The organism is Streptomyces sp. BHT-5-2 (genome assembly GCF_019774615.1).
Lineage (GTDB): Bacteria > Actinomycetota > Actinomycetes > Streptomycetales > Streptomycetaceae > Streptomyces.
In genome coordinates this window covers 2,416,452-2,441,171 of record NZ_CP081496.1, presented here as the reverse complement: position 1 = coordinate 2,441,171, position 24,720 = coordinate 2,416,452, and the positions used below count along the sequence as shown (strand labels likewise).

Below are 24,720 nucleotides of genomic sequence, written 5' to 3'. Positions count from 1 at the left end.
CACCCACGTACCGCCCCTACCGGGACACACCACCTACCGGGACACCACATGGACGCTCTACTGCTGCTCTTCGCCGCGATCGCCATCGGCGGTCTGGTCTTCCTCCCCTGGATGCGGCGCCGGAGGGCCGTCCAGCACACCGAACGGGGCCTCGCGGTGGCCGCCGACCCGATGGCCGGCTACGGCTTCGTGCCCCTGGAGCAGCTCGACGCCCGGCTGCCCGGCCCCGACGAGGAGCTGGCCGGGGCGCTCGCCGAGATGCGCCGCACGCACGACTGGCGGCCGGCCGCCGAGCTGCTCCGGGCCACCGGGGACGACTGGGAGCTGCGTTGGCAGCGGGTGCAGACGCTGGCCGGCGCGGCCGCGTTCGAGCTCGCGGAGACGCCCCCGGACCCCGCCGCCCCCGGCGGTGTCCGGACCGGCGGCATCTGGCTGCGCACCTGGCGCGCCGAGGCCCCCAAGGACCCCGGCGGCGCCCAGACCCACGCCCAGTTCCTGGTCGTCCAGGCGCTGCGGGACCCCGGCTCGCAGGACTTCCGCATGATCCTGGAGGAGGCCCGTACGGTCTGCCGGGACGCGGCGCTGCTGGCCCCCGGCAGCCCGATCCCGTACATCACGGAGCTGGCCGTCGCCCGCGGCCTGGGCGAGCGCCGCGCCGACTACGAAGAGCTCTGGGCCAAGGTCCGCCAGCGGGCGCCGCACCACATGGGCGCGCATCTGGCGGCGCTCCCGTACTGGTCGGAGAAGTGGCACGGCTCCCGTGCGGACGCCGAGGACTTCGCCGCGCGTGCGGCCGCCGACGCCCCGGCGAAGAGCCTGCTGCCGGCCCTGCCGCTCTTCGCGGTCTACGAGCACCTCCCCGAGGCCAACATGGTCCGCAGCCTCTTCCAGAGCGCGGTCGTCGAGCGCGCCATCGAGGGCGCCCACTTCGCCCTCCGGGAGGCCCCCGCCGACCACCCCATGGCGCCGCACGTCCGCCATCTGCTCGTCTGGTTCCTGGTCCGCGCCGAGCGCTACGCCGAGGCGATGGAGCAGCTCCGCCTCGTCGACGGCCACGTGGGCGCCGTCCCGTGGTCCTACGGCCGCAGCCCCGCCGCCGAGTACGCCGCCTACCGCGCCCTGGCCATCGCCGGCTGGGAACAGCTCGGCGGCACCTCGGCGGGCTTCCGCCCCCACAACTGACACCCGCATCCGCCACTCCGGCCCCACATCACACGGCGTCCCCGCCTGCCTGCACACCGGCCTGAACGCCGGCCCCCCGGTGCCTCCCCACCGTCCGGAATGCCGACCACCCCCTGAACGTTCCACGGAACGTTCCACCGACCGTTCCCGACAACCACCGCAGCCGCCCACCTCCCGCCGCCCTCCCTGCCTTCCCTCACCTTCCCCTGGAGCGCTCAGATGCTGTTCTCCCGCTTCAAGAACCACCTCCCCACCCCCGAGGAAGCCCTGAAGGGACGCCCGGAACCGGACTTCACCGTCCCCGACCGGCACACCGTCCTCGGCAACCCGCTGCTCGGCCCGTACCCGGAGGGCCTGGAGACCGCCGACTTCGGACTGGGCTGCTTCTGGGGCGCCGAGCGGAAGTTCTGGCAGACCGAAGGCGTCTGGACCACCCTCGTCGGCTACCAGGGCGGCCACACCCCCAACCCCACCTACGACGAGGTGTGCAGCGGCCACACCGGCCACACCGAGGCCGTCCGCGTCGTCTTCGACCCGTCGGTCGTCCCGTACACCGCGCTCCTGAAGCTCTTCTGGGAGTCCCACGACCCCACCCAGGGCTTCCGCCAGGGCAACGACGTCGGCACCCAGTACCGCTCGGCGATCTACACCCACTCCCCCGCCCAGCAACAGGCCGCCGAAGCCTCCCGCGACGCCTACGGCACCGTCCTCCACGCCTCCGGCCACGGCGACATCACCACCGAAATCCTCCCCGCCGCCCCCCGCCCCTTCTACCCGGCCGAGGCGTACCACCAGCAGTACCTCGACAAGAACCCGGCGGGTTACTGCGGCCTGGGCGGGACGGGGGTGTCCTGCCCCGTGGGGGTGGCGAAAGCTGATGGCTGAGCGTGCCGCAGTCGCGGGCCTCGCGGCTGCTGCGGGGCGGGCGGGCCGGGAAGGTAGGGCTCGGAGAGAAGTTGAACGAGACGGTTCGTCTCGCATAGTGTGAGGGCATGACGACCCGAACGCACGGCGGGCGTGCCCATATCGGCATGTTCTCCATCGCCGCCTACGGGCATGTGAACCCGAGCCTCGAAGTGATCCGGGAGCTCGTCGCCCGAGGGCACCGCGTGACGTACGCGGTTCCTCCCCGCCTGAAGGAGGTGATCGCCGAGACGGGTGCCGAGCCGGTCCCGTACGGCACGACGCTGCCGTCACCCGACAGCGACCCGTCGGCGTGGGGGACCACTCTCCTCGACAACGTCGAGCCGTTCCTGGACGACGCCATCCAGGCGCTGCCGCAGCTCATCGAGGCGTATCAGGGGGACGAACCGGACCTGGTGCTGCATGACATCACCTCGTATCCGGCGCGCGTCCTCGCGCACCGCTGGGGCGTGCCCGCGATCTCCCTCTCGCCGAACCTCGTCGCGTGGGAGGGGTACGAGGAGGAGGTCGCCGAGCCGATGTGGGCGGAGGCCAAGGCGACCGAGCGCGGCCGGGCGTACTACGAGAAGTTCACCGACTGGCTTGCGGAGAACGGGATCGCGCAGCACCCCGATCCGTTCGTCGGTCGCCCCGGACGGTCGATCGTGCTCATCCCCAAGGCGCTGCAGCCGCACGCCGACCGGGTCGACGAACGCGTCCACTCCTTTGTCGGCGCCTGCCAGGGCGACCGCGCGGCGCAGGGTGCATGGGAGCGGCCCGCGGGAGCCGAGCGGGTGCTGCTCGTCTCGCTCGGTTCGTCCTTCACCAAGCAACCCGGTTTCTACCGCGAGTGCGTCAGGGCGTTCGGCGGCCTGCCGGACTGGCACGTCGTGCTCCAGGTGGGCAAGCACGTCACCGCCGACGAGCTCGGGGAGATCCCCGGGAACGTCGAAGTGCATCAGTGGGTACCGCAGTTGGCGATCCTGAAGCAGGCCGACGCCTTCATCACGCACGCCGGCGCAGGAGGCAGCCAGGAGGGCCTGGCCACCGCCACGCCCATGGTGGCGGTCCCGCAGGCCGTCGACCAGTTCAGCAATGCGGACATGCTCCAGGGGCTCGGCGTGGCCCGCCACGTGCCCATGGACCGGGCGGACGCCGCCACGCTCCGTGCGGCGGTGCTCGCGCTCGTCGCCGACCCGGAGGTGGGACGCCGCCTCGCGGCCATCCAGCGGGAGATGGCCACCGAGGGCGGCACCCGGCGGGCGGCCGACCTCATCGAGGCCGAACTGCCCGCCGGGGGCTGAGCTCCGAGCACTGAGTTCCGAGTGCGAAGTTCTCAGTTCTGCCTCGGTTCCGTCGCCTGGTGGTTCGCACCGGGGGTGCCAGGGGTGGGTTTCGGCGGGGCCAACCCACGGGATCGGTCGGTCAGTTGCCGTCCGGGGGTTGGGGGCGGGCCAGGTGGGCGCGGTCGGCGGCGGCGGTGCCCTGGTGCCAGCCGGCGGCGTCGCGGATGCCGCGGAGGCGGACCGGGGCGGTGTCGGGGAAGAGGGCGCCGGTGGTCTCCTCCACGGCGAGTTCGCGGGCGGCGAGGACCGGGAGCAGCCGGTCGGGGGCGGTGGATTCGGCGGAGGCCGCCGCAGCGGCCGTGGCGGCGGCGGTGGCCGCACTGAGACGGGTGCGGATGCGGTCCGCGTAGGCCACGAGGAAGGTCTGGCGGAAGTCGCGGGTGCGGCGGGAGCGGCCGCGGGCGTGGTACTCGTCGCCCGCGCGGTTCATCGCGGCGGTGGCCTGGAGGAGCAGCGAGGTGTAGAGGAGTTCGGTGGCCTCCAGGTCGGGCGGGAAGCCGACGACGGTGGAGAAGGCGACGTCGGCGGCCCAGACGGCCTGGCAGCGGTTGGCGGCCGCGACGGCGTCCAGGAGCAGCGCCTTGCCCTGTTCGTAGGGGCCCTCGATGCCGATGCGGATCGCCGAGGGGCCGTCGGCGGGGCTGTTCCGCTCGGGACCGCCGGCCCGGTTGTGGCTGTGGGAGTGCGCGAGGAGGGCCTCGTCGATGCTGTGACGGGCCATCAGTTCCTGGGCCTTGGCGGACAGCGCCTCGGCCTCCTCGGCGAAGGTGGTCGCCTCCGCCTTGGCGAGCAGGCCGCGGATCCGGCCGAGTATCCGGGACGCCACGGGGGTGCCGCCGGGGCCTGTGCCGCGTTCCGTACCGGATGCCGAGGACGGGGTCGGAGTCGGGGGCGGCGGCAAGGGGGTGATCCGGGGCAGCCGGGCGAGCAGCCGCAGCAGGGTCAGGACGTCGCACGCGGTCTCGAAGCGGGAGGTGCGGCGGCGGGCGGCCAGGGCGTCCAGGTAGCCGGGGTCGGAGTCCCACCAGACCCGGGCGTCGAGGCGGTCCAGCTGGGCGCGCCAGCGGGGGTCCCGGGACGGCGCCGAACGCGGCCGACGGGCCTGCTCGGCGGCCATGGCGTCGACGACCAGGGCCGCCGGCGCAGCGTCCGACGCGTCCCGCCGGACGATGCGCTCCAGGTCGGCGGGTTGCCAGCCGCCCGTCCAGCACCGCCGGACGGCCTCCACGGCGGCGCCGACCACGGCCGCACTCATCGCCTCCGGGCCGGGCGCCGCAGCGGCCAGCATCGAGGCGCCGGCCTCGACGGCGTCCTCCGCGGCCGGGCCGTCCGCCGCGTAGCGGACGGTGCCGAGGATGGTGCCGAGCAGTTCGGCGGCCTCGGCGGCCCGGCGGGCGTCGTGCTGCCGGGCCCCGGCGCCCGTTCCGCCGTCGCGGCCACGGCCCTTCCCGCTGCGCTTCCGGCCGTCGTCCCTCGTGTGCTCGCTCACCCGGCCACTTTACGAACACGAAGAACACGAAGAACGCGAAGGGGACGGGCGGCGGCGGGCCCGCCGCCCGGACGACGGACGACGGGCGGCGCACCGCGTCTCCGCAGTGTGCCGCCCGTCGTCACCGTGCCGGTGTGGCCCCGCCCCGGCCCGCTGTCGTCGCCGTCAGCGCCGCCGCGGGCCCCCGGGGATCAGACCGCGCTGCCCGCGACCCACTGGGACCAGGACATGTTCCATCCGTTGAGGCCGTTGTCCGGCTGGATGGTCTTGTCCGGGGAGTTGACCACCTTGACGACGTCACCGAGCTGCGAGTGGGCGAAGAACCACGCGCCGTCGGTGGACGGGTCGTTGCCGCCCTTGACGTCCTGCAGGCCGATGCAGCCGTGGCTGGTGTTGACCTTGCCGAAGATGCCCTTGCCCCAGTAGTTGCCGTGGATGAAGGTGCCGGAGTTCGACAGCCGCATGGCGTGCGGGACGTCCGGGATGTCGTACTCGCCCTTGCCGTCGGTCTTGGTGAAGCCGACGGTGGAGCCGTTCATCCGGGTCTGCTTGAACATCTCGGAGATGACCATCGCGCCGTTGTAGGTCGGGTGGTCGGCGCTGCCCGAGGAGATCGGGATGGTCTTGATCGTCCGGCCGTCGCGGACCACCGTCATCAGGTGCGTCTTGGCGTCGACGGTGCTGACCTGGGAGTGGCCGACGGTGAAGTGGACGGTCTTGTTCTGGATGCCCTGCACGCCCGGCGACGCCTCGACGCCGCCGAGGGCGAGCTTCATCGTGACCTGGGAGTTGGGCTTCCAGTAGTCCTTGGGGCGGAAGTCCAGCCGCTTGTCGCCGAACCAGTGGCCGACGACCTGCTGGTTGCCGCTGGCGGAGACCGTGATCGCCGACTGGACGGCCTGGCGGTTCTTGACCGGCTTGTCGAAGTTGATCGACACCGGCATGCCGACGCCGACCGTCGAACCGTCCTCGGGCGTGAAGTTCCCGATGAAGCTGTGGGTCGGGGCGACGGTGGTGAAGGTCGAGTTCTCCACCGCCACGCGGCCCTGGGCGTCCACGGCGTGCGCGGTGACCTTGTAGGTGGTCGCGCGGGACAGCGCCTGGTCGGGCTTCCAGGAGGAGCCGTCGGCGGCGAGCGTGCCCGCGACGGTCTTCGACTGCTTCGTCTCGTTCTGGTGCGCGACGACCTTGGTCATGGTGACGTCGGTGAGCTTGCCGCCGCTGGCGGTCACCTTGGCGTCGTTGAGGCCGGTGTCCGCCGCGCCGTCCGGCGGGGTGATGCTGATCTTCGCCTGCGAGGCGTCCTGGGCGGCCGCCTCGTCCACCTGCTGGGTGTTCTCGTGCCGGGCGCCGTCCGGGCTTCCGGCGCGGGCGCCGTCGCCGTGGTCGGAGGCACTGCTGGCGCCGCACGCGGCGACCGTCAGCACGCCCCCGAGCAGCGCGGCACTGGCTATGAGGCCCTTGCGGCGCTTGCGGTCCGTCATCACACGCTTCTCCATTGCTACCGATTTCGCGAAAATTCCCCGAGCGAACAGCCAGCTGAACCCAGGCATATCTGGACGCGGGCATTCCGGCCGACTCTCATTGGTAACGCCTGATCCGTTTCGCGCACCCCATTCCTGGCAGAAATGTGGGGAAGGACACGTAATAACGGGCAAAACGACCATCAGTGGTTTATGACGTAGCGCACGCATAACGCCGCGGTGTGCTGCATGACGGCACGAGCCCGGGAGAGCGCGGCGTGCGCGCCGGAAGAGCACGGCGTTCGCGCGGCGCAGCGCATGACGACGGCGGCGGGAAAGCCGAATGGCGGCCGGGGCGGCCGTGGACGGTTTGCGGCCCCCGGGCGGCGGGGAGCCGTCCGGGGGCCTGGGTGGATCGGGGTGGGGTGCGGTGGCGGTCAGTCGTCCCCGGCCGCGTCGTCCGCCAGGTCCCATTCCGCGGCGTCCCACGCGGTGTCGGGGTCGTAGTCGGTCATCTCCTCGCTGCTCCAGGAGGCGTGGGCGAGTTCGGTGCCCGGCACCCCGGTGACCAGGTCGAAGGGGTCGATGAGGTGGGCCAGGGCCTCCGCGGGGTCGTCTCTGACCGTTTCCCGCGACTGCCGGCGTTCGTCGTCGGGGAGCGCGGGGTCGCCGTCGATACGGGCGAGGGCGGCGCCGGTCAGCTCGGCGGCGTCGGTGACCTCCATGACCAGTTCGACGTGAAGCCGTACAAAGCGTGATGTCTCGCCATTGCTCATGAACGGAGGGTATGCACGTCCGGGTCCCGACTACCGCGCGACCCGCGGCGGTCACTAACATCTGCGGTCAACGGCCAATTCGCCGAACCCACAAGGGGGATCGCTTTCGTGACCGCGCGACGACCACTGCTGACCGCCGCTGCCGCGGGATCGGTGCTGTTCGCCCTGTGGTTCGTACCGTCCGCCAACGCGATCGTGGGAGCGGGCAGAGCGCCGCATTCCGGTGTCCGGGCGGAATCCGCCGCGGCCGATCGGGGGCAGGCGAATGTGGCGGGCGCGGCCCGTTCCGGGGGTCGCCTCGGCGGCACCGCCGACAACGACACCGCCGACAAAAGGAATTCCGCCGCGCGGGAATCCGGCGGCGGTTCCACGACGACCCGGCCCGGCGGCGAACCGGCCGAGGACGACGGCCCGGTGCGCTACCTCGCCGACACCGGCAGCCCGGACACCACGCCCTATGTGGTCGGCGGCGTGGCCTGCCTGGGGCTCGGGGCCGCGCTGGTCGGCTACTCCGTGCACCGCACCCGCGACGAGAGCGCCTGAGGCGCGGGCCCCGACCCGTGGGCCCTGCCGCGACCGGCCGGGGCCGGAGTCCCGGCCGGCCGGCCGATTGACGCTACGTCAGGCCAGCTCCCCGGTGACCGACTCCGCCGCCGCCACCAGCTTCCCGTCCCGGACGAAGGCGTACGCGGCCTCCAGGTCGGGCGCGAGGAAGCGGTCCTCGCCGGGGCCCTGGACGCCGGCGGCGCGCAGCGCGTCCAGCACCGCGCGGGTGGCCGGGGCGGGCGCCAGGCCCTCGCGCAGCTCGACGGCGCGGGTCGCGGCGTAGAGCTCCACGGCGATGATCCGGGTGAGGTTGTCCACCGCGGTGCGCAGTTTGCGCGCCGCCGACCAGCCCATCGAGACATGGTCCTCCTGCATGGCGGAGGACGGGATGGAGTCCACCGAGGCCGGTGCGGCCAGCCGCTTCAGCTCGCTGACCAGCGCCGCCTGGGTGTACTGGGCGATCATCAGGCCCGAGTCGACGCCCGGGTCGCCGGCGAGGAAGGCGGGCAGCCCGTGCGAGCGGTTCTTGTCCAGCAGCCGGTCGGTGCGGCGCTCGGCGATCGAGCCGAGGTCGGCCGCGGCGATGGCCAGGAAGTCCAGCGCGTAGGCGACCGGCGCGCCGTGGAAGTTGCCGTTGGACTCGACCCGGCCGTCGGGCAGTACGACGGGGTTGTCGACGGCGGCGGCCAGCTCCCGCTCGGCGACCAGGCGGGCGTGCGCGAGGGTGTCCCGGCCGGCGCCGGCGACCTGGGGGGCACAGCGGATGGAGTAGGCGTCCTGGACGCGCGGGGCGTCGTCCTGGTGGTGGCCGGTGAGGCCGGAACCCTCCAGGAACGCCAGCATGTTGGCGGCCGAGGCGGCCTGGCCCGGGTGCGGCCGGATGGCGTGCAGCTCGGGCGCCAGGACCTTGTCGGTGCCGAGCAGCGCCTCCATGGAGAGCGCGGCGGTGATGTCCGCGGAGGTGAACAGCCGGGCCAGGTCGGCACAGGCCATCACCAGCATGCCGAGCATGCCGTCGGTGCCGTTGAGGAGCGCGAGCCCCTCCTTCTCGCGGAGTTCGACGGGCGCGATGCCGTGCTCGGCGAGCAGTTCGCCGGACGGGCGGACGACGCCGTCGGGGCCCTCCGCCTCGCCCTCGCCCATCAGCGTCAGCGCGCAGTGCGAGAGCGGCGCGAGGTCGCCGGAACAGCCGAGCGAGCCGTACTCGTGGACGACCGGGGTGATCCCGGCGTTCAGGAGGGCGGCCATGGTCTCGACGACCAGCGGGCGGACGCCGGTGTGCCCGGAGGCGAGGGTCTTCAGCCGCAGGAACATCAGGGCGCGGACCACCTCGCGCTCGACCCGCGGGCCCATGCCGGCCGCGTGCGAGCGCACGATGTTGCGCTGGAGCTGGGCGCGCAGCTCCGGGCTGATGTGGCGTACGGCGAGGGCGCCGAACCCGGTGGAGACGCCGTAGACCGGGTCCGGCTTGGCGGCGAGCTCGTCGATGAAGGCGCGGGAGGTGGCGACGGCGGAGCGGGCCTCCTCGGACAGCTCGATCCGGGCCGCGCCGCGGGCCACCGCGATGACGTCCTGTGCGGTGGTGCCGGACGTCCCCAGCACCACAGTGTGCATATCCATATTCAGGCACCCTAGAGACTGAATCGCCGGATGTCACCACCGGATTTCGGGATCACCCCTTACCGATCATCACCCGCGCCACCGGAGGGCCGCACCGCCCCGTGCCCCGCTCACCTCCGGAACCTGCGCCGCTCCGGGCCGGGCGCCGGCTCCGGCGCGTCCGCCAGCCGCACCACCGGATCGTCCGCGCCGCCGCGCCGCCCGGCCACCACCGGCCCGCCGGACTTCGCCGCCTTGGCCCGGTACTGGGCGGCGTCCGCGAGCCGGAAGAGCCGGCGGGCGCTGTGCACCGGGCCGATCGGGTCGCCGGTGGAGGCGACGCCCACCGCGACCCCGTCGCCCACGTCCAGCTCCGCGGCCCGCCCGCACAGCTCGCCGGCCACCTTCACCACCTCGTCGGCGGCCGGCCCGACCGCCAACAGGCAGAACTCGTCCCCGCCCAGCCGCGCCACCAGCGTCCCCGGCAGCATCGCGCCGCACAGCGACAGCACCGACCCGAAGCGCTCCAGCAGCCGGTCGCCGACCGCGTGCCCCTGCGAGTCGTTGACCTCCTTCAGCCCGTTCAGATCGCACACCAACAGGCTGACCACCGCGCCTTCCGCGCGGTGCTGCTCCAGCGCCTCGTCCAGCCGCATGTCGACGGCCCGGCGGTTGGCCAGACCGGTCAGCGGGTCGGTGAACGCCAGCCGGCGGGCCTCCGCCAGCCGCTCGGTCTGGGCGATCCCGGCGGCGGTGACGGCGGCCAGCACCGTCGCGAACTCGGCGTCCGCCCGCCCGAACACCGGCTCCCCGGGCCGCCGCGCCACATACAGCTCGCCCCACGCCCGGCCGTGCAGCACGATCGGGGCCACCAGGCAGCACCCCCGGCCGCGCCGGCGCAGCGCGGCCACCCGCTGGTGGTTGTAGAAGCCGCCCGCGCCCCCGCCGCCCGCCTCGCCCTCGGCGACCTCCACCCAGGCGCCCGGCTCCCGGCCGCCGGCCCACTGCTCGTGCAGGAACCCGACGATCTCCGGGAACTCGTGCACCGGGTACGCCTCGTCCTCCGGGAACTCCCGCTCCCCCGGGGCGAGTTCGCCGACGTTCGCCAGCACCCGCAGCCGCCCGCGCTCGCGCTCCCACTTGGAGATCGCCGCGAAGGAGCCGCCCAGGGCCTGCCGCGCGCCCTGCGCCGCGGCCCGGGCCGAGTCGCGCAGCGCCGGCACGGCGGCCATCGCCTGCGCCAGTTCCACCACGGCCCGCAGTCGCGCGTCAGCCTCGCCCGTCACCGGATCCTCGCATTCCGTCACCGTGAGCACGCTCCGTCACCGCGAGCACGCTCTGCAGAACAGCGTAGGAATGTTTGACCCGATTCGCCCCTTCCGCTGGTCAGCGGCCCTCGGAAGGGACGGGCCGGTCAACCGCCCCCCGGGGGAACGGACCGAAGGTCACTCCCCCGGCCAGTCGGGGTCCCGCTTCTCGTTGAAGGCCGCGACCCCCTCGGCCCGGTCCCCCGAGAACGCCACGCTCCGCCAGGCACCGTCCTCCAGATCCAGCCCGGCCCGCAGGTCCAGTCCCTGGCCGAGCCGCATGGCGCGCTTGGCGGCGCGCAGCCCTACCGGGGAGTTGCGGGCGATCGCCGCGGCCAGCGCCAGCGCCTCCGCGCGATCCCGCCCTTCGGCCACCACCCGGTCCACCAGCCCCAGCTCGCCGGCCTCCGCCGCCGGCACCCGGCGCGCGGTGAACACCAGCTCGGCGGCGCGCGCCGCACCCACCCGGCGCGGCAGCAGCTGCGTCCCGCCCCCGCCGGGGACGACCCCCACCGACACCTCCGGCAGCCCCACCACCGCGGTGCCGTCCGCGACGATCAGATCGCAGGCCAGCGCCAACTCGTAGCCGCCGCCGAGCGCGAAGCCGTGCACCGCGGCGATCGTCGGCATCGGCAGCTCCAGCACGCCGGTGTACGCGGCCCGCGTGCGCGGCCGCTGCCGCATCAGGTCGGCGTCCGTGAAGGAGTTCCGCTCCTTCAGATCGGCACCCACGCAGAACGCCCGCTCATGGGTGGAGGTGAGGACCACCGCCCGCACCGTCCGGTCGTCGGCCAGCGCGGCGCACGCCTCCGCCAGCGCGTCGGCCATCGCCGTCGACACCGCGTTCATCGCCTTCGGCCGGTCCAGGACCAGCTCCGCCACGAAGTCGTGGCGCCGCACGCCGACCCACTCCTCCGCGCCGAAGCGCCGCATACCGTTCGTGTCGCTCATACCGCCCTCCCGATTCCGGGTTAACGATCGCTTACCCGACCGCTGAGGATCATGTCAGCTCGCGGCGGTTTGCGGCAGGGGCGGCCCGGCCGGGCGCACTCACCCGCGCCGGGTCAGCATCCACGGCTCGACGACGCCCAGACCACGCACCGGCCGCTGCCACATCGGCTGCAGCGCGAAGCGGTACGGGGGCGGCGGGCTGCCGGTGCCCTCCTGGGCGGCCTTCTCGGCGGCCGCGGCGTCCGCCTCGGACACCGGCGCGTCACCGGTGCGCCCCAGTTCCTCCGCGAACGCCTCGTCCACCAGCACGGTGTCCTTCGGCGCTATCGAGGTCAGCCGGCTGGCCAGATTGACGGTCGTCCCGAAGACATCGCCCATACGGGTCGTGACCGTGCCGAACGCGATGCCCACCCGCAGCTCGGGCATCGTCTCGTCGTGGCCCATCGTCTCGATCAGCCGCAGCCCGATCTCCGCGGCGATGCCCGCGTCGTCCGCCGCGAACAGCACCTCGTCGCCGAGGGTCTTGATGAGCCGGCCGCCGTGCGCGGCGACCAGGTCGGCGGCGGTGGTCTCGAACGCCTCGACCAGCTCGCCCAGTTCCTCCTCCTCCAGCCGCCGCGTCAGCCGGGTGAAGCCGACCAGGTCGGCGAAGCCGACCGCCAGCCGCCGGTTCACCATCTCCGCGTCGTCCTGGGCCTGGACGACGCGCCCGGTGGCCGCGGCGAGCTGCCGCCGCCAGACGTAGACCAGGAACTCCTCCAGCTCCGGCAGCAGCAGCTCGACCAGCGGATAGGTGATCTCCGTACGGGTCAGGCCGGAATCCTGGGGCTCGGTCAGCCCCTCCAGGAACGAGTCGATCTGCCAGTCGGCGAGCCGCGCCGTGGTCTGACCGGTGGAACGGGCGACCTGCACCGCCATCGCCTCGCTCAGCAGCCCCGCCTCGACGAGACCGGCGAGCCGGCGCAGGGCCAGCACATCGGCCTCGGTGAGGGCCTTGACCTGGCCGATGTCCGCAAAGCCCATGGCCCGCCAGAAGCGGGCCGCGAGGTCCATGGAGACGCCGGCGCTGCGGGCCGCCTGGAACGGCGTGTAGCGGCGCTCGGCCCCGAGGATGAGTTGTTCGAGCTTGACGGCGATGTTGTTCTCGCCGTTCTCCGCGACATCGTCGCCGCCGCCGTCGCCCTCGCCGCTCTCGACGCTGCCGCTCTCACCGCTGCCGCCGGTGGCCCCCTCAGGGGCGCCGTCGCTCCTCGCCGGGTCGCCCGCGGGCTCGCCCGCAGGGGCCTCCCCCACCGCCTCGCCCTCGGCGCCCGCGCCGCGCGGGGCGCCCCCCGACTCGTCGGCGGTCACCGGCCGCTCCCTGTCCGTTCCCTGCGCACGGCCCTTCCGATCTCGCTGCTCGCCCATGATCCGCTCCCTGCGACGGATCGCCTCAACGATACGGCAGGTGTGCTCTGCCTCACGTGGCGCTGCGCTGGGCTTGTGGCCCACGTGGTGGTGGCGGTGGGTCCCATTTCCGCCGGACGCGGGCGGTGCCGTCTGCGCGCGCCGTGTCGGCCGGGGCCTTCTTCGCCCACGCCCCGGGGTGGCAGTGACGGTCGGGGCACCGTCGGAGAGTCGGCAACGGCGTAGGCCGGAGGGGATGTCCCGGGGTGCGCCCGCAGGATCTGGAGCGAACGCCGGGGTATTCGTCATCTGACCGACCGGATGCGCCCGCACCGTGGGGGCACCTCCCGGCCGAAGGCTGGGGGAGTACCCCGGGGCAGCCCCTCCGGCCCCACCCACCGGGAGGAACCGCAAAACGCCGGCCCCCACCGGAGCCGCAGACGAAGAACCACCGCCCCCGGAAAAGACCTACGCCGGCCGCAGGTGCACGATGTCCCCGGCGTCCACCGGCTGTTGGACCCCGTCCGCCGTGGCCAGCACCAGCCGCCCGTCCGCGTCGAGCGCAACCGCCTCGCCCTCGACCGAGCGGTCGCCCGGCAGCAGCGCCCGCACCTTCCGCCCCAACGTCGCGCACCCCGCCGCATACGCCCCCTGCAGCCGGCACGCCGCCGGATCCCCGTCCGCCGCCTGCCACTCGCCGTACCACTCCTCCAGGGAGCGCAGCACGGCCCGCAGCAGCGGGTCCCGGTCGGTGTTGGCGGCGCCCGCGAGCGTCAGCGAGCCGGCGGTGGGGACGGGGAGTTCACCGGCGGTGAGCGAGATGTTGAGGCCGATGCCGAGGACGACGCCGTCCGCGGCGCGTTCGGCGAGGATGCCGCCGGCCTTCCGTTCCGCGCCGTCCACCGTGACCAGCAGGTCGTTGGGCCACTTCAGTGCTGTGTCGACACCGGCGGTGCGGGCCAGCGCGGCGGCCGTGGCCACCCCGGCGAGCAGTGGCAGCCAGCCCCAGCGCGTCGGCGGCACGGTCGGCGTGAGGTAGACGGAGAAGAAGAGGCCGGAGCGCGGCGGCGCCGACCAGCGGCGGTCCAGCCGGCCGCGGGCGGCGGACTGCTCCTCGGCGACGAGGACGGTCCCCTCGCGCAGCCCGCCGGCCGCCGCCCGCTCGGCGAGGTCGGTGTTGGTGGATCCGGTGGTGGGGACGACGTCCAGTGAGGACCAGAGCGAGCCGGGGCGGACGAGGGCCCGGCGCAGCGCGTCGGCGTTGAGCGGCGGGCGGCTCAGATCACTCCAGCGACCGGCGTCTTTGTCCCGGTTTTCCGGTGGTTGAGGCGTCATGGCTCCAGCCTAGGTGTGGTCAACGACGCAGTGCCGCAGAGCAGTCCCGCCGATACGCTACGAGTCGGTAGCCACACCCGTACCTCCCTCGGTTACGAGTGCCAGTCCAGGACGAGCAGGAGCCGCATCCCGATGTCCGAACCGGAAGCAAACATCCACACCACCGCGGGCAAATTGGCGGATCTGCAGCGGCGGATCGACGAAGCCACCCATGCCGGCTCCGCCCGTGCGGTGGAAAAGCAGCACGCCAAGGGAAAGCTGACGGCGCGTGAGCGCATCGATCTCCTTCTGGACGAGGGCTCTTTCGTCGAGCTCGACGAGTTCGCCCGGCACCGGTCGACGAATTTCGGGATCGAGAAGAACCGGCCGTACGGGGACGGTGTCGTCACGGGATACGGGACGGTCGACGGGCGGCCGGTCTGCGTGTATTCGCAGGACTTCACGATCTTCGGCGGCTCGCTGGGCGAGGTCTACGGCGAGAAGATCGTCAAGGTGATGGACTTCGCGCTGAAGAACGGCTGCCCGGTCATCGGGATCAATGACGGCGGCGGGGCGCGCATTCAGGAGGGCGTGGCCGCGCTCGGGCTGTTCGCGGAGATTTTCCGGCGGAATGTGCACGCGTCGGGTGTGGTGCCGCAGATTTCCCTGATCGTGGGGCCGTGCGCGGGCGGCGCGGTCTATTCGCCGGCCATCACGGATTTCACGGTGATGGTCGACCAGACGTCGCACATGTTCATCACCGGGCCGGATGTCATCAAGACGGTGACGGGCGAGGACGTCGGCTTCGAGGAGCTGGGCGGGGCCCGTACGCACAACACCACCTCGGGTGTGGCGCACCATATGGCGGGCGACGAGAAGGACGCCATCGAGTACGTCAAGGGCCTGCTGTCGTACCTGCCGTCCAACAACCTCTCCGATCCGCCGGCCTTCCCGGAGGAGGCGGACCTGGCGGTCTCCGACGCGGACCACGAGCTGGACACCCTGATCCCGGACTCCGCCAACCAGCCGTACGACATGCACTCCGCGATCGAGCATGTGCTGGACGACGGTGAATTCCTGGAGACCCAGGCGCTGTTCGCGCCGAACATCCTCACCGGGTTCGGGCGGGTCGAGGGGCACTCGGTCGGCGTGGTGGCGAACCAGCCGATGCAGTTCGCGGGCTGTCTGGACATCAAGGCGAGCGAGAAGGCCGCGCGGTTCGTACGCACCTGCGACGCGTTCAACATCCCGGTGCTGACGTTCGTCGACGTCCCGGGCTTCCTGCCGGGGACGGACCAGGAGTACGACGGGATCATCCGGCGCGGCGCCAAGCTGATCTACGCCTACGCGGAGGCGACGGTCCCGCTGATCACCGTGATCACCCGGAAGGCGTTCGGCGGCGCGTACGACGTCATGGGCTCCAAGCACCTGGGCGCCGACCTGAACCTCGCGTGGCCGACCGCACAGATCGCGGTGATGGGCGCGCAGGGCGCGGTGAACATCCTGCACCGCCGGACGCTGGCGGCGATCGAGGACCCGGCCGCGCTGGAGACCCGCCGCCAGGAGCTGATCCAGGAGTACGAGGACACCCTGCTGAACCCGTACGTCGCGGCCGAGCGGGGCTATGTCGACGCGGTGATCATGCCCTCCGAGACCCGGCGGCACATCGTCCGCGGGCTGCGCACGCTGCGCAACAAGCGGGAGGCACTGCCGCCGAAGAAGCACGGCAACATCCCGCTGTAGTCCCGCCGCAGGGCCGTAGGAGGTCGGTTGACGATGATCAAGGTCGTACGGGGCAATCCCACACCCGAGGAGTTGGCCGCCGCACTGGCGGTGGTGCAGGCCCGGGCGGCGGCGGTGGCTGCCGGCGTCGCCCCCGAGGAGCGCGGGCACGGCGGCGAGTGGTCGGATCCGGCGGCGACGGTTCCCAGCCGGTCCCGGATTCCCCATCCGGGACCGCGGGCCTGGCGGACCAGCTTCTGGCCGCGGTGACCTGGCGGAACGGGGTCGGTGCACGGTGCACTGACTAGTCCTTCGCGAGGCGGCGCCTGAGTACGCGTACTCAGGCGCCGTCGCCGTGAGGGGCGGGAGGATCGAGGTCATGCTGTGGTCCGATCCGCCCGACGAACCGCCCGAGGAGCTGCACGAGGTGCAGGCGAAGCTCCGTCGGATGGGCTTCGTGCTGGCCACGGCGATCATGGTGGGGACACTGGTGCTCCTGATCCGATGACGTCGGCCGGGGTTCCCGCGGTTCCCGGCACGTCCGTTGCGTCCGGTGCGCAAGGCGGGTCGGCGGCACGCCTGTCACTCCAAGACCGTCTCCCCCACGGCCACCTCCCGCCCCATGGCCCTCGTCACCCCCTGCAACCGCAGCGGCCGAAAAAGCATCTTTCTCTCTCGACAGTGCAATTCGGGCAGGCGGCCGCGCGGTGACCGGCCGGACCGCGGTGCCGCTGCGGAGGGGAGACCATGAACAGGCCGCTCAGACACATAGCCGTCTTCTGCGGGGTGCTGATACTCGCCCTGCTGGTCCGGGTGACCTGGGTGCAGTTCGTGCAGGCCGACCAGCTCGCGAACGACGACAACAACCGCCGGGTCAAGATCGAGGCGTACTCGTACCCGCTCGGCAACATCATCGTGGACGGCAAGCCGATCACCGGGTCCACCGAGACCAGTGGCGACTTCAAGTACAAGCGCACCTACACCGACGGCGCCATGTACGCGCCGATCACCGGCTACGCCCGGCAGGCCGCGGGCGAGACCATGCTGGAGGGCGTCTACCGCAAGGTGCTCAGCGGCAAGGACGACCGGCTGTTCTTCAACCGGGCGCGCGGGATGCTGACCGGCGAGAAGCCGCGCGGCGGCGACGTCCTGACCACCATCAGCGAGAAGGCGCAGAAGGCCGCCTACAAGGGGCTGACCGATCTGCACGCGACCGGCGCGGTGGTCGCCCTCGACCCGCGCAGCGGCAAGATCCTGGCGATGGCGAGCACGCCGTCCTACGACCCGTCGACCTTCGCCGGGCTGACCGGCGCGGAGGGGAAGAAGTACCTCGCCCTGGAGGGCGACAAGTCCAAGCCGATGAACAACCGGGCGATGCGCGAGATCTACCCGCCCGGCTCCACCTTCAAGGTGCTCACCGCGGCCGCCGCCCTGGAGCACGGCACGGTCACCGACATCAACGCCTCCTCCGGCGCCCCCGCCCCGTACACCCTGCCGCAGACCCGCACCCAGGTCGGCAACGACGTCGCCGGGGCGCCGTGCGACAAGGCGTCGCTGAAGACGGGTATGCAGTGGTCCTGCAACAACGTCTTCCTGGACGCCGCGCACAAACTGGGCACGGACAAGATGCGGGAGACGGCGGAGAAATTCGGATTCAACGCCGAGCAGTTCGTTCCGGTGCGTTCCGCGGTGAGCGGATATCCGAAGAAGCTCGACCAGCCGCAGACCGCGCTGACCGGTATGGGCCAGGGCAGCGTGACCAGCACGCCGCTGCAGATGGCGATGGTCGCCGCCGGTATCGCCAACAACGGCAAGGTGATGAAGCCGTACATGGTCGAGGAGCTGCGCGGCCCGGATCTGTCCACGATCGAGAAGTTCGACCCGGAACCGCTGCACGCGGACGATCCGCAGGCGGTTTCCGAGGGCACCGCGAAGAAGGTGCAGGAAATGATGGAGTACACCGTTTCGGACGGCACCGCGTCGAAGGCGAAGATCGACGGGGTGACGGTCGGCGGCAAGACCGGTACGGCGCAGCACGGCGCGAATGTGAACGACGAGCGGCCGTACGCCTGGTTCGTCTCCTACGCGAAGCTGCCCGACGGGAGTTCGCCGGTGGCGGTGGCGGTCTTCGTCGACCCGAAGGACATGGACATCCCGCGTTCGGAGATCGCCGGCGGAAAGCTGGGCGGCCCGATCGCGAAGTCGGTGATGCAGGCGGTGCTCAACCAGTAGAGAGCCGCGGCCCGCGGACTGGGCGCACGACACCCTGGGCGTCGCGCTCGGGGCGCTCCTGGGGTGGCCGGCACTGCGGGCCGGGGGCCGGCGCCGGCCCCCGGCCCGCTGACCGCCGCCGCGTCCGTACGATGGCGGGCATGACCGACGCTCCCCGCCGCCTCGTCCTCGCCTCCCAGTCCCCGGCCCGTCTCGATCTGCTCCGGCAGGCCGGGCTGGCCCCCGAGGTCGTGGTGAGCGGCGTCGACGAGGACTCGCTCACCGCCGCCACCCCGGAGGAGCTGGCCCGTGTGCTGGCCGAGGCGAAGGCCGCCTCGGTGGCGGCCCGGCCGGAGGCCGCGGACGCGCTGGTCGTCGGCTGCGACTCGGTGCTGGAGCTGGACGGGCGGGCGCTCGGCAAGCCGGCGGACGCCGAGGACGCCACGGCCCGCTGGAAGTCGATGCGCGGCCGGTCCGGGATCCTGCGCACCGGCCACTGCGTGATCGACACCGCCTCGGGCCGGCGGGTCTCGGCGACCGCGTCCACCACGGTCCGGTTCGGCGAGCCGAGCGACGCCGAGATCGCCGCCTACGTGGCGAGCGGCGAACCGCTCTACGTGGCGGGGGCGTTCACCCTCGACGGCCGCTCGGCGCCGTTCATCGACGGCATCGACGGCGACCCGGGCAACGTCATCGGCCTCTCGCTGCCGCTCTTCCGTCGCCTGCTGGCCAACCTGGACGTGACCATCACCGACCTGTGGACGTGAGCGGCCGGCGAGTCAGCGGTTGAGGTCGAACACGGCCACTCCGCGGCCCTCGTACGCCTTCGGCTCGACTGTGGCCACCAGCGCGTCCGCGCCCCATTCGGGAAGGTGCCGGGCGGCGTGGATTGCGGCGCCGATGCCCGGCGGTACGCCGTCACGGTGCAGTTGCGCCACGGCGAGCGCCGCCGAGTAGTCCAGATCGAGGGTGTGGATGACCTCCAGTTGCCCGACGTGCTCGGCGATTCCCAAGTGCTCCCGGTCGGCCTCCAGGATGCACAGCACCGGCGCCCATGAGCGGGTGTCCGTCTCCACGTGCGCCCGGTGGATCAACGCTGACACCTGACGGTTCCCAGCGAGTGCCCCGAGGGTCGGCGCATCGAGAACGAGGTGGTGCAGGATCACGCGGCCGCTCTCTGCTGCCCCACGAACGCCGCTCGAAGCCGCGCTCCCATCGCTTCGCTCTCCTCCTCGCTGACGTCGACACCGAAGTGCTCGGCCAGATACGCGCGGGCCCGCTCCGCCCGCTCCCGCCGCTCCTCTTCCGTGAGCGTCGACTCGGCGAACTCCTGCACCAGGGAGCGGATCGACGTCCCCCGGGACTCTGCGAGCACCGCCAGGCGATCGCGCACCTCGGCGGACACCCGAATCATCGCATCAGACATGTCCGCAGTATACGTCCATGTATACATCGAGCGCGGGCGTGCGGGCAGACCGTCAACCACTGCGGGCGCGGGTGGCGATGACCATGGCCCGCGAACCGGCGACGGGGCGGAACGGCGCCCAACCAAGCCCGCAGCGGCCGGAGTTGCCCCGGCCTGGGCGGCGCACGGACGCCGGGCTCAGGCCGGCGCACCGCCCCCCGCCGGCCCCTCGGTCGGCCTCCCCACCGGGTCCGGGATCCGGTCCCCGTAGGCGATCAAGATGAAGACCAGGAGCGCGAGCAGTACGGCCATGCCGGCGAACGCCGGCCAGCCGACCAGGCCGACGCAGAGCGCGCCGACCACGCCCTGCACCACCGCGCAGCAGATCAGCGCGATCCGCGCCAGGCGGCCGGGGGCCCGGTCGCGCAGCGCGCCGTACGCCAGCACCGCGGCGCAGCAGAGCAGGAAGAGGGCGAGGACCGCGCCGCCGGCCCAGGCGCCGACGGACATGGCGCCCGGCCGCAGCCCGGCCAGGGACATCTGCTGCCGGTCGACCACGATGCTCAGGATCCAGTTCAGCAGCAGGACCCCGGCCGCTTCCAGGACCAGGAGCACCGCCACCACCAGAGCCGCCGGTCTGCGCGCCGCCACCACCCCGCCCACCCCACTTCCGCCGTCATGCGCGGTCGTGCGCCGCCCTGCGCCGCCGCGCGCCGTCGTTACGAGCTGTTACCAGGAGTACAGAAGGCATCAGGCACGCTACTGCCGGGTAATAGTCACGGCAAGGGGTCTGCACCACCGCATCCGACCCCCTTCCGGCATGCCTCCGCCCGCCGCGCCCACCCGAAAACTTTCACTCGCCCATTCGTAGGGACTCCACAAAGAATTGACGGTCCGCCGGGTGTCCGCAGTTCGAGACCTAGGCCACATCGTGCCGCGCGCCGGAGCCCTGGAATCCGGGCCTACCCTGGGATTCCAACGGACTTTGGTCCCTCACCATCGCCGCGTGCACGCTCCGTGTGGGCAAGCTCACCCCTGGGAACGGGTCGGCACGCGGTGTCGCCAGTCCCTAAACTCGCTGCGTTCAGTGTGTTGCGGCGTAGCGCCAAGGAAGGACCCATCGTGCGCAAGGTGCTCATCGCCAACCGTGGCGAAATCGCTGTCCGCGTTGCCCGTGCATGCCGGGATGCCGGCATCGGGAGCGTAGCGGTCTACGCCGACCCGGACCGGGACGCTCTGCACGTCCGGGCCGCGGACGAGGCATACGCCCTGGGCGGTGACACCCCTGCCACCAGCTACCTGGACATCGCCAAGGTCCTCCAGGCGGCGGCCGATTCCGGCGCGGACGCCGTCCACCCCGGCTACGGCTTCCTCTCCGAGAACGCCGAGTTCGCGCAGGCCGTGCTCGACGCCGGCCTGACCTGGATCGGCCCGCCGCCGCACGCCATCCGCGACCTCGGCGACAAGGTCGCGGCCCGGCACATCGCCCAGCGCGCCGGCGCCCCGCTGGTCGCCGGCACCCCGGACCCGGTCTCCGGCTCCGACGAGGTCGTCGCGTTCGCCCAGGAGCACGGCCTGCCGATCGCGATCAAGGCGGCGTTCGGCGGCGGCGGCCGCGGCCTGAAGGTCGCCCGCACCCTGGAAGAGGTCCCCGAGCTCTACGACTCCGCGGTCCGCGAGGCGGTCGCCGCGTTCGGCCGGGGCGAGTGCTTCGTCGAGCGCTACCTCGACCGCCCGCGGCACGTCGAGACCCAGTGCCTGGCCGACAAGCACGGCAACGTGGTCGTCGTCTCCACCCGTGACTGCTCGCTCCAGCGCCGCCACCAGAAGCTCGTCGAGGAGGCCCCCGCGCCGTTCCTGAGCGAGGAGCAGAACGCCGAGCTGTACCGCGCCTCGAAGGCCATCCTCAAGGAGGCCGGCTACGAGGGCGCCGGCACCTGCGAGTTCCTCGTCGGCCAGGACGGCACCATCTCCTTCCTGGAGGTCAACACCCGCCTCCAGGTCGAGCACCCGGTCACCGAGGAGGTCACCGGCCTGGACCTGGTCCGCGAGATGTTCCGGATCGCCGACGGCGAGGAGCTGGGCTACGACGACCCGGCGGTGCGCGGCCACTCCTTCGAGTTCCGCATCAACGGCGAGGACCCGGGCCGCAACTTCCTCCCGGCGCCCGGCACGGTCACCAGGTTCGACGCGCCGGCCGGCCCGGGCGTCCGCCTGGACGCGGGCGTGGAGGCCGGCTCGGTCATCGGCCCGGCCTGGGACTCCCTGCTGGCCAAGCTGATCGTCACCGGCGCCACCCGCGAGCAGGCCCTCCAGCGGGCCGCCCGGGCGCTGAACGAGTTCCAGGTGGAGGGCATGGCCACCGCCATCCCGTTCCACCGCGCGGTCGTCAAGGACCCGGCGTTCGCCCCCGAACTCACCGGCTCCGCCGAGCCGTTCACCGTCCACACCCGGTGGATCGAGACCGGGTTCGTCAACGAGATCCCGCCGTTCACCGCACCCGGCGGCGAGGAGGGCGAGGCGGACACCCGCGAGACCGTCGTGGTCGAGGTCGGCGGCAAGCGGCTGGAGGTCTCGCTGCCGGCGTCGCTCGGCATGCCGCTGGCGCGGGCCGCGGTGGCCGGGGGTGCCAAGCCCAAGCGCAAGGCCACCAAGAAGAGCGGCAGCACGGTCTCCGGCGACACCCTGGCCTCCCCGATGCAGGGCACCATCGTCAAGGTCGCCGTCGAGGAGGGCCAGCAGGTCGCCGAGGGCGAACTGGTCGTCGTCCTGGAGGCGATGAAGATGGAGCAGCCGATCAACGCGCACCGCTCGGGCACCGTCAAGGGCCTGAGCGCCGAGGTGGGCGCGGCCCTCACCTCCGGCGCAGTGATCTGCGAGATCAAGGACTGACCGGCCCTGGGTCCTGTCGTCATAAGGGGCGGGCTCCCGGTACACCGCGTACCAGGAGCCCGCCCCTTTTCCGTCCTTCTCCTCGTCGCCGGCGGCGGCCGCCGGCGCGGGCCCTACGACTTGCCCACGACCTCCTCGGGGAACAGCAGCGTCCGGCTCATCCACTGGAGCGCGGCGGGCAGTTCGCGCCGCCAGGTGGCGAAGTTGTGGCTGCCGTGGTCCAGGACGATCGAGTCCGCCTTCATGGGCGGGCGGACCGCGGCCAGGAACGCCCGCGCCGCCGGGTAGTTCTTCTCGCCGCTGCGGCTGGTACCGATCAGGACGTTGACGTCGGGGGCCGGCAGGTGCGCCAGCCGCCACATCAGGTCGTGCTCCTCGCGCCGCTTGCCGCGGTCCTTGCCGTCGCCGAAGAGGTTGCCGGTGGTGGGGTCGGTGGAGATCTTGTAGTCGGGCGAGAGGGCGGCCGCCGCGGTGTAGGCGCGCGGGTGGCGCATGGCGAGCTGGAGGGCGCAGCTGCCGCCGGAGGAGTAGCCGAGCAGGCCCCAGGCGCCCGGGTCGTGGCCCACCCGGTAGTGCGACTTGAGGGCGTCCGGGACGTCCTGCGCGAAGAACGTCTCGGTCTGCGGGCCGCCGGGGACGTCGACGCACTCGGTGTCGCGCGGCGGCGCGATGGTGGGCCGCATCATCACGATGACCGTCGGCTGGAGGGTGCCGTTGCGGACCAGCTTCGCGGCGGTCTCCGGCAGCCGCAGGTGCTGGCCGAGCAGGAATATCCCGCCCGGGTAGCCGCTGAGCGCGACGACGACGGGGAATCTCTGGCGGGCGTACTGCTTCTGGAAGTACTGCGGCGGCAGGTAGACGTACGCCGCGTCGGCGACCCGGGTGCGCTTGCCGACGATCCGCACGGTCTCGACCTTGCCGTTCTTCTCCGGCGGGCCCTTGGGCACCCCGTGGACCTTGTCCAGGCCCTCCGGTCCGGACGCCTGCACCAGTCCCTTCGACGGGTCGCCGGCGGGCCCGGCGGTGCCCTCGTCGCCCCACTTGCCGACGGCGGCGGGCGCCCCGTCGTACAGGCCGAGGAGTTCGTGCCAGGAGGCGTAGAACTGGAAGTTGGTGTTCACCACCAGGCCGAGCGCGGCCACGACGGCCAGCTGGGTGCCGGCGATCGCGCCGAGCCGCCCCAGCACCGCGCGCGGCCCGCGCCCCGAGAACCGCGGCCAGATCCAGACGGTGAGCCCCACACAGGCCACGGCGAGGGCGATCACGGCGTACAGCAGCGGCCGGCTGGTCAGTCCCATGCGATGTTCCCCAGACGTTCCCGGACGGCTCCCGGACGACCCCGGAAGCCCCTTTGCGCCTGGTTTGATGACGGCCGGGAGGGCGGCGTTGCGGCCTTTCCCAGGAGTTCGCCGGCCCGACGGCACCGGTACGCCACCCGGTCACCGGCCGGCCGCCGGGCGTCCACCGGAGGCCGGGGGCCACGCCCCCGCCCGCCGGCCGGCACCGCGATGGCATGCTGGACGCGGGATCGAGAAAGGGCGGCGGGATGGCTACCGACACGGCAGGGCGGCGGCGGGCGGGGCGGGCTGCCGCGGCGGCGGAGCCGGAGGCCGCGGGGGCGGCCGCGGTGCGCCCCATGCGGGCCGATGCGCGCCGGAACTACGAGCGGCTGCTGGCCGAGGCCCGGACGGCGTTCACGGAGCACGGCACGGACACCTCGCTGGAGGACATCGCGCGCCGGGCCGGCGTCGGCATCGGCACCCTCTACCGCCACTTCCCCAACCGCACCGCCCTGATGGGCGCGGTCTTCCAGGGCGAGGTGGAGGCGCTGCTCGGCTACGCCCGGGAGCTGGCCGACGCCCCGCAGCCGTGCACCGCGCTGGTGGACTGGCTGCGTGCACTGATCGCCCACGCGGGCGCCTACCGGGGCCTGTCCCGGGCGCTGATGACGGCGTCGGCGGACGAGAGCTCGGGGATGGCACGGTGCCGCGTCCCGCTGGGCGAGGCCGGGGCCGCGCTGCTGACCCGGGCCCAGCAGGCCGGGGCGGTGCGCCGGGGCGTCGTCATCGGCGATCTGCTCCAGCTCACCAACGGCATCGCGCTGGCCGCCGAGGAGTCCCCGGACGATCCGGAGCTGGCCGACCGGCTGCTGACGCTGACGCTGCGCGGGCTGAAGCCGGACCCGGCGGACCGGGCGGCGGGGGCGTAGGAGCCGCCCGGCGACCGGC

23 protein-coding genes are annotated in these 24,720 nt (G+C 72.8%); 11 read left to right on the top strand and 12 right to left on the bottom strand.

Annotation, left to right across the window (positions count from 1 at the left end; translation table 11 throughout):
* Positions 1-48 precede the first annotated feature (48 nt).
* The 3 genes from K2224_RS10860 to mgt all read left to right on the top strand — a co-directional run bounded on the left by K2224_RS10860 (position 49) and on the right by mgt (position 3,389).
* Positions 49-1,182, top strand: coding sequence for a hypothetical protein (locus K2224_RS10860; protein ID WP_221906362.1), 1,134 nt, complete (start codon positions 49-51; stop codon positions 1,180-1,182).
* 219 nt (positions 1,183-1,401) lie between these two features.
* Positions 1,402-2,067, top strand: coding sequence for a peptide-methionine (S)-S-oxide reductase MsrA (msrA, locus tag K2224_RS10855; protein ID WP_221906361.1), 666 nt, complete (start codon positions 1,402-1,404; stop codon positions 2,065-2,067).
* Between the two features lie 107 nt (positions 2,068-2,174).
* Positions 2,175-3,389: a macrolide-inactivating glycosyltransferase gene (mgt, locus tag K2224_RS10850; protein WP_221906360.1), complete on the top strand. Its 1,215-nt coding sequence runs from the start codon at positions 2,175-2,177 to the stop codon at positions 3,387-3,389.
* Positions 3,390-3,510: 121 nt separating this feature from the next.
* On the opposite strand, the gene K2224_RS10845 is transcribed toward mgt, so the two are convergent.
* The 3 genes from K2224_RS10845 to K2224_RS10835 all read right to left on the bottom strand — a co-directional run bounded on the left by K2224_RS10845 (position 3,511) and on the right by K2224_RS10835 (position 7,159).
* Positions 3,511-4,920 (bottom strand): DUF2786 domain-containing protein, encoded by a 1,410-nt coding sequence (locus K2224_RS10845; protein ID WP_221906359.1) that lies wholly within the window; start codon positions 4,918-4,920, stop codon positions 3,511-3,513.
* Between the two features lie 191 nt (positions 4,921-5,111).
* On the bottom strand, positions 5,112-6,419 hold the full coding sequence (locus K2224_RS10840; protein ID WP_221906358.1) for an Ig-like domain-containing protein: 1,308 nt from the start codon (positions 6,417-6,419) through the stop codon (positions 5,112-5,114).
* Positions 6,420-6,820: 401 nt separating this feature from the next.
* Positions 6,821-7,159: a hypothetical protein gene (locus K2224_RS10835; RefSeq protein WP_260692503.1), complete on the bottom strand. Its 339-nt coding sequence runs from the start codon at positions 7,157-7,159 to the stop codon at positions 6,821-6,823.
* Between the two features lie 108 nt (positions 7,160-7,267).
* On the opposite strand from K2224_RS10835, the gene K2224_RS10830 reads away from it, so the two are divergent.
* Positions 7,268-7,702: a hypothetical protein gene (locus K2224_RS10830; RefSeq protein ID WP_221906357.1), complete on the top strand. Its 435-nt coding sequence runs from the start codon at positions 7,268-7,270 to the stop codon at positions 7,700-7,702.
* A gap of 78 nt (positions 7,703-7,780) precedes the next feature.
* Here the strand turns inward: K2224_RS10830 and hutH are convergent, their stop codons facing one another.
* The 5 genes from hutH to K2224_RS10805 all read right to left on the bottom strand — a co-directional run bounded on the left by hutH (position 7,781) and on the right by K2224_RS10805 (position 14,283).
* A complete protein-coding gene (gene hutH / locus K2224_RS10825; RefSeq protein WP_221906356.1) occupies positions 7,781-9,325 on the bottom strand; it encodes a histidine ammonia-lyase in 1,545 nt (514 codons plus the stop codon).
* Positions 9,326-9,435: 110 nt separating this feature from the next.
* Entirely contained in the window at positions 9,436-10,536 is a 1,101-nt protein-coding gene (locus tag K2224_RS10820; protein ID WP_221909577.1) for a GGDEF domain-containing protein, read from the bottom strand.
* A 213-nt stretch (positions 10,537-10,749) separates the two neighbouring features.
* Entirely contained in the window at positions 10,750-11,562 is an 813-nt protein-coding gene (locus tag K2224_RS10815) for an enoyl-CoA hydratase/isomerase family protein (protein WP_221906355.1), read from the bottom strand.
* 99 nt (positions 11,563-11,661) lie between these two features.
* Positions 11,662-12,912, bottom strand: coding sequence for an adenylate/guanylate cyclase domain-containing protein (locus K2224_RS10810; RefSeq protein ID WP_221909576.1), 1,251 nt, complete (start codon positions 12,910-12,912; stop codon positions 11,662-11,664).
* Positions 12,913-13,416: 504 nt separating this feature from the next.
* Positions 13,417-14,283, bottom strand: coding sequence for a biotin--[acetyl-CoA-carboxylase] ligase (locus K2224_RS10805; RefSeq protein ID WP_221906354.1), 867 nt, complete (start codon positions 14,281-14,283; stop codon positions 13,417-13,419).
* A gap of 132 nt (positions 14,284-14,415) precedes the next feature.
* Between K2224_RS10805 and K2224_RS10800 the strand changes: the two genes are divergently transcribed.
* The 5 genes from K2224_RS10800 to K2224_RS10785 all read left to right on the top strand — a co-directional run bounded on the left by K2224_RS10800 (position 14,416) and on the right by K2224_RS10785 (position 18,962).
* Complete coding sequence (locus tag K2224_RS10800; protein WP_221906353.1) at positions 14,416-16,005, top strand: acyl-CoA carboxylase subunit beta; 1,590 nt, start codon at positions 14,416-14,418, stop codon at positions 16,003-16,005.
* 33 nt (positions 16,006-16,038) lie between these two features.
* Complete coding sequence (locus tag K2224_RS10795) at positions 16,039-16,254, top strand: acyl-CoA carboxylase epsilon subunit (protein ID WP_221909575.1); 216 nt, start codon at positions 16,039-16,041, stop codon at positions 16,252-16,254.
* A gap of 109 nt (positions 16,255-16,363) precedes the next feature.
* Positions 16,364-16,492, top strand: coding sequence for a morphogenic membrane protein MmpB (gene mmpB / locus K2224_RS40375; protein WP_260692502.1), 129 nt, complete (start codon positions 16,364-16,366; stop codon positions 16,490-16,492).
* A 239-nt stretch (positions 16,493-16,731) separates the two neighbouring features.
* A complete protein-coding gene (locus K2224_RS10790; protein ID WP_221906352.1) occupies positions 16,732-18,216 on the top strand; it encodes a penicillin-binding protein 2 in 1,485 nt (494 codons plus the stop codon).
* 140 nt (positions 18,217-18,356) lie between these two features.
* Complete coding sequence (locus K2224_RS10785; RefSeq protein WP_221906351.1) at positions 18,357-18,962, top strand: nucleoside triphosphate pyrophosphatase; 606 nt, start codon at positions 18,357-18,359, stop codon at positions 18,960-18,962.
* A gap of 12 nt (positions 18,963-18,974) precedes the next feature.
* Here K2224_RS10785 and K2224_RS10780 read toward each other — a convergent pair whose 3' ends face one another.
* From K2224_RS10780 to K2224_RS10770, 3 genes are all read right to left on the bottom strand, one after another.
* Complete coding sequence (locus K2224_RS10780; RefSeq protein WP_260692501.1) at positions 18,975-19,298, bottom strand: hypothetical protein; 324 nt, start codon at positions 19,296-19,298, stop codon at positions 18,975-18,977.
* 59 nt (positions 19,299-19,357) lie between these two features.
* The gene (locus K2224_RS10775) at positions 19,358-19,621 is read right to left on the bottom strand and encodes a hypothetical protein (protein ID WP_221906349.1); all 264 of its coding nucleotides are present in this window, start codon (positions 19,619-19,621) and stop codon (positions 19,358-19,360) included.
* Positions 19,622-19,798: 177 nt separating this feature from the next.
* Positions 19,799-20,263 (bottom strand): hypothetical protein, encoded by a 465-nt coding sequence (locus K2224_RS10770; RefSeq protein ID WP_221906348.1) that lies wholly within the window; start codon positions 20,261-20,263, stop codon positions 19,799-19,801.
* Between the two features lie 459 nt (positions 20,264-20,722).
* Between K2224_RS10770 and K2224_RS10765 the strand changes: the two genes are divergently transcribed.
* Positions 20,723-22,492 carry a biotin carboxylase N-terminal domain-containing protein gene (locus K2224_RS10765; protein WP_221906347.1) on the top strand — a complete coding sequence of 590 codons (1,770 nt, stop codon included), beginning with the start codon at positions 20,723-20,725 and terminating at the stop codon, positions 22,490-22,492.
* Between the two features lie 113 nt (positions 22,493-22,605).
* On the opposite strand, the gene K2224_RS10760 is transcribed toward K2224_RS10765, so the two are convergent.
* Positions 22,606-23,790: an esterase family protein gene (locus K2224_RS10760; RefSeq protein WP_221906346.1), complete on the bottom strand. Its 1,185-nt coding sequence runs from the start codon at positions 23,788-23,790 to the stop codon at positions 22,606-22,608.
* Positions 23,791-24,128: 338 nt separating this feature from the next.
* On the opposite strand from K2224_RS10760, the gene K2224_RS10755 reads away from it, so the two are divergent.
* On the top strand, positions 24,129-24,701 hold the full coding sequence (locus K2224_RS10755) for a TetR/AcrR family transcriptional regulator (protein WP_221909574.1): 573 nt from the start codon (positions 24,129-24,131) through the stop codon (positions 24,699-24,701).
* Positions 24,702-24,720: the final 19 nt, after the last annotated feature.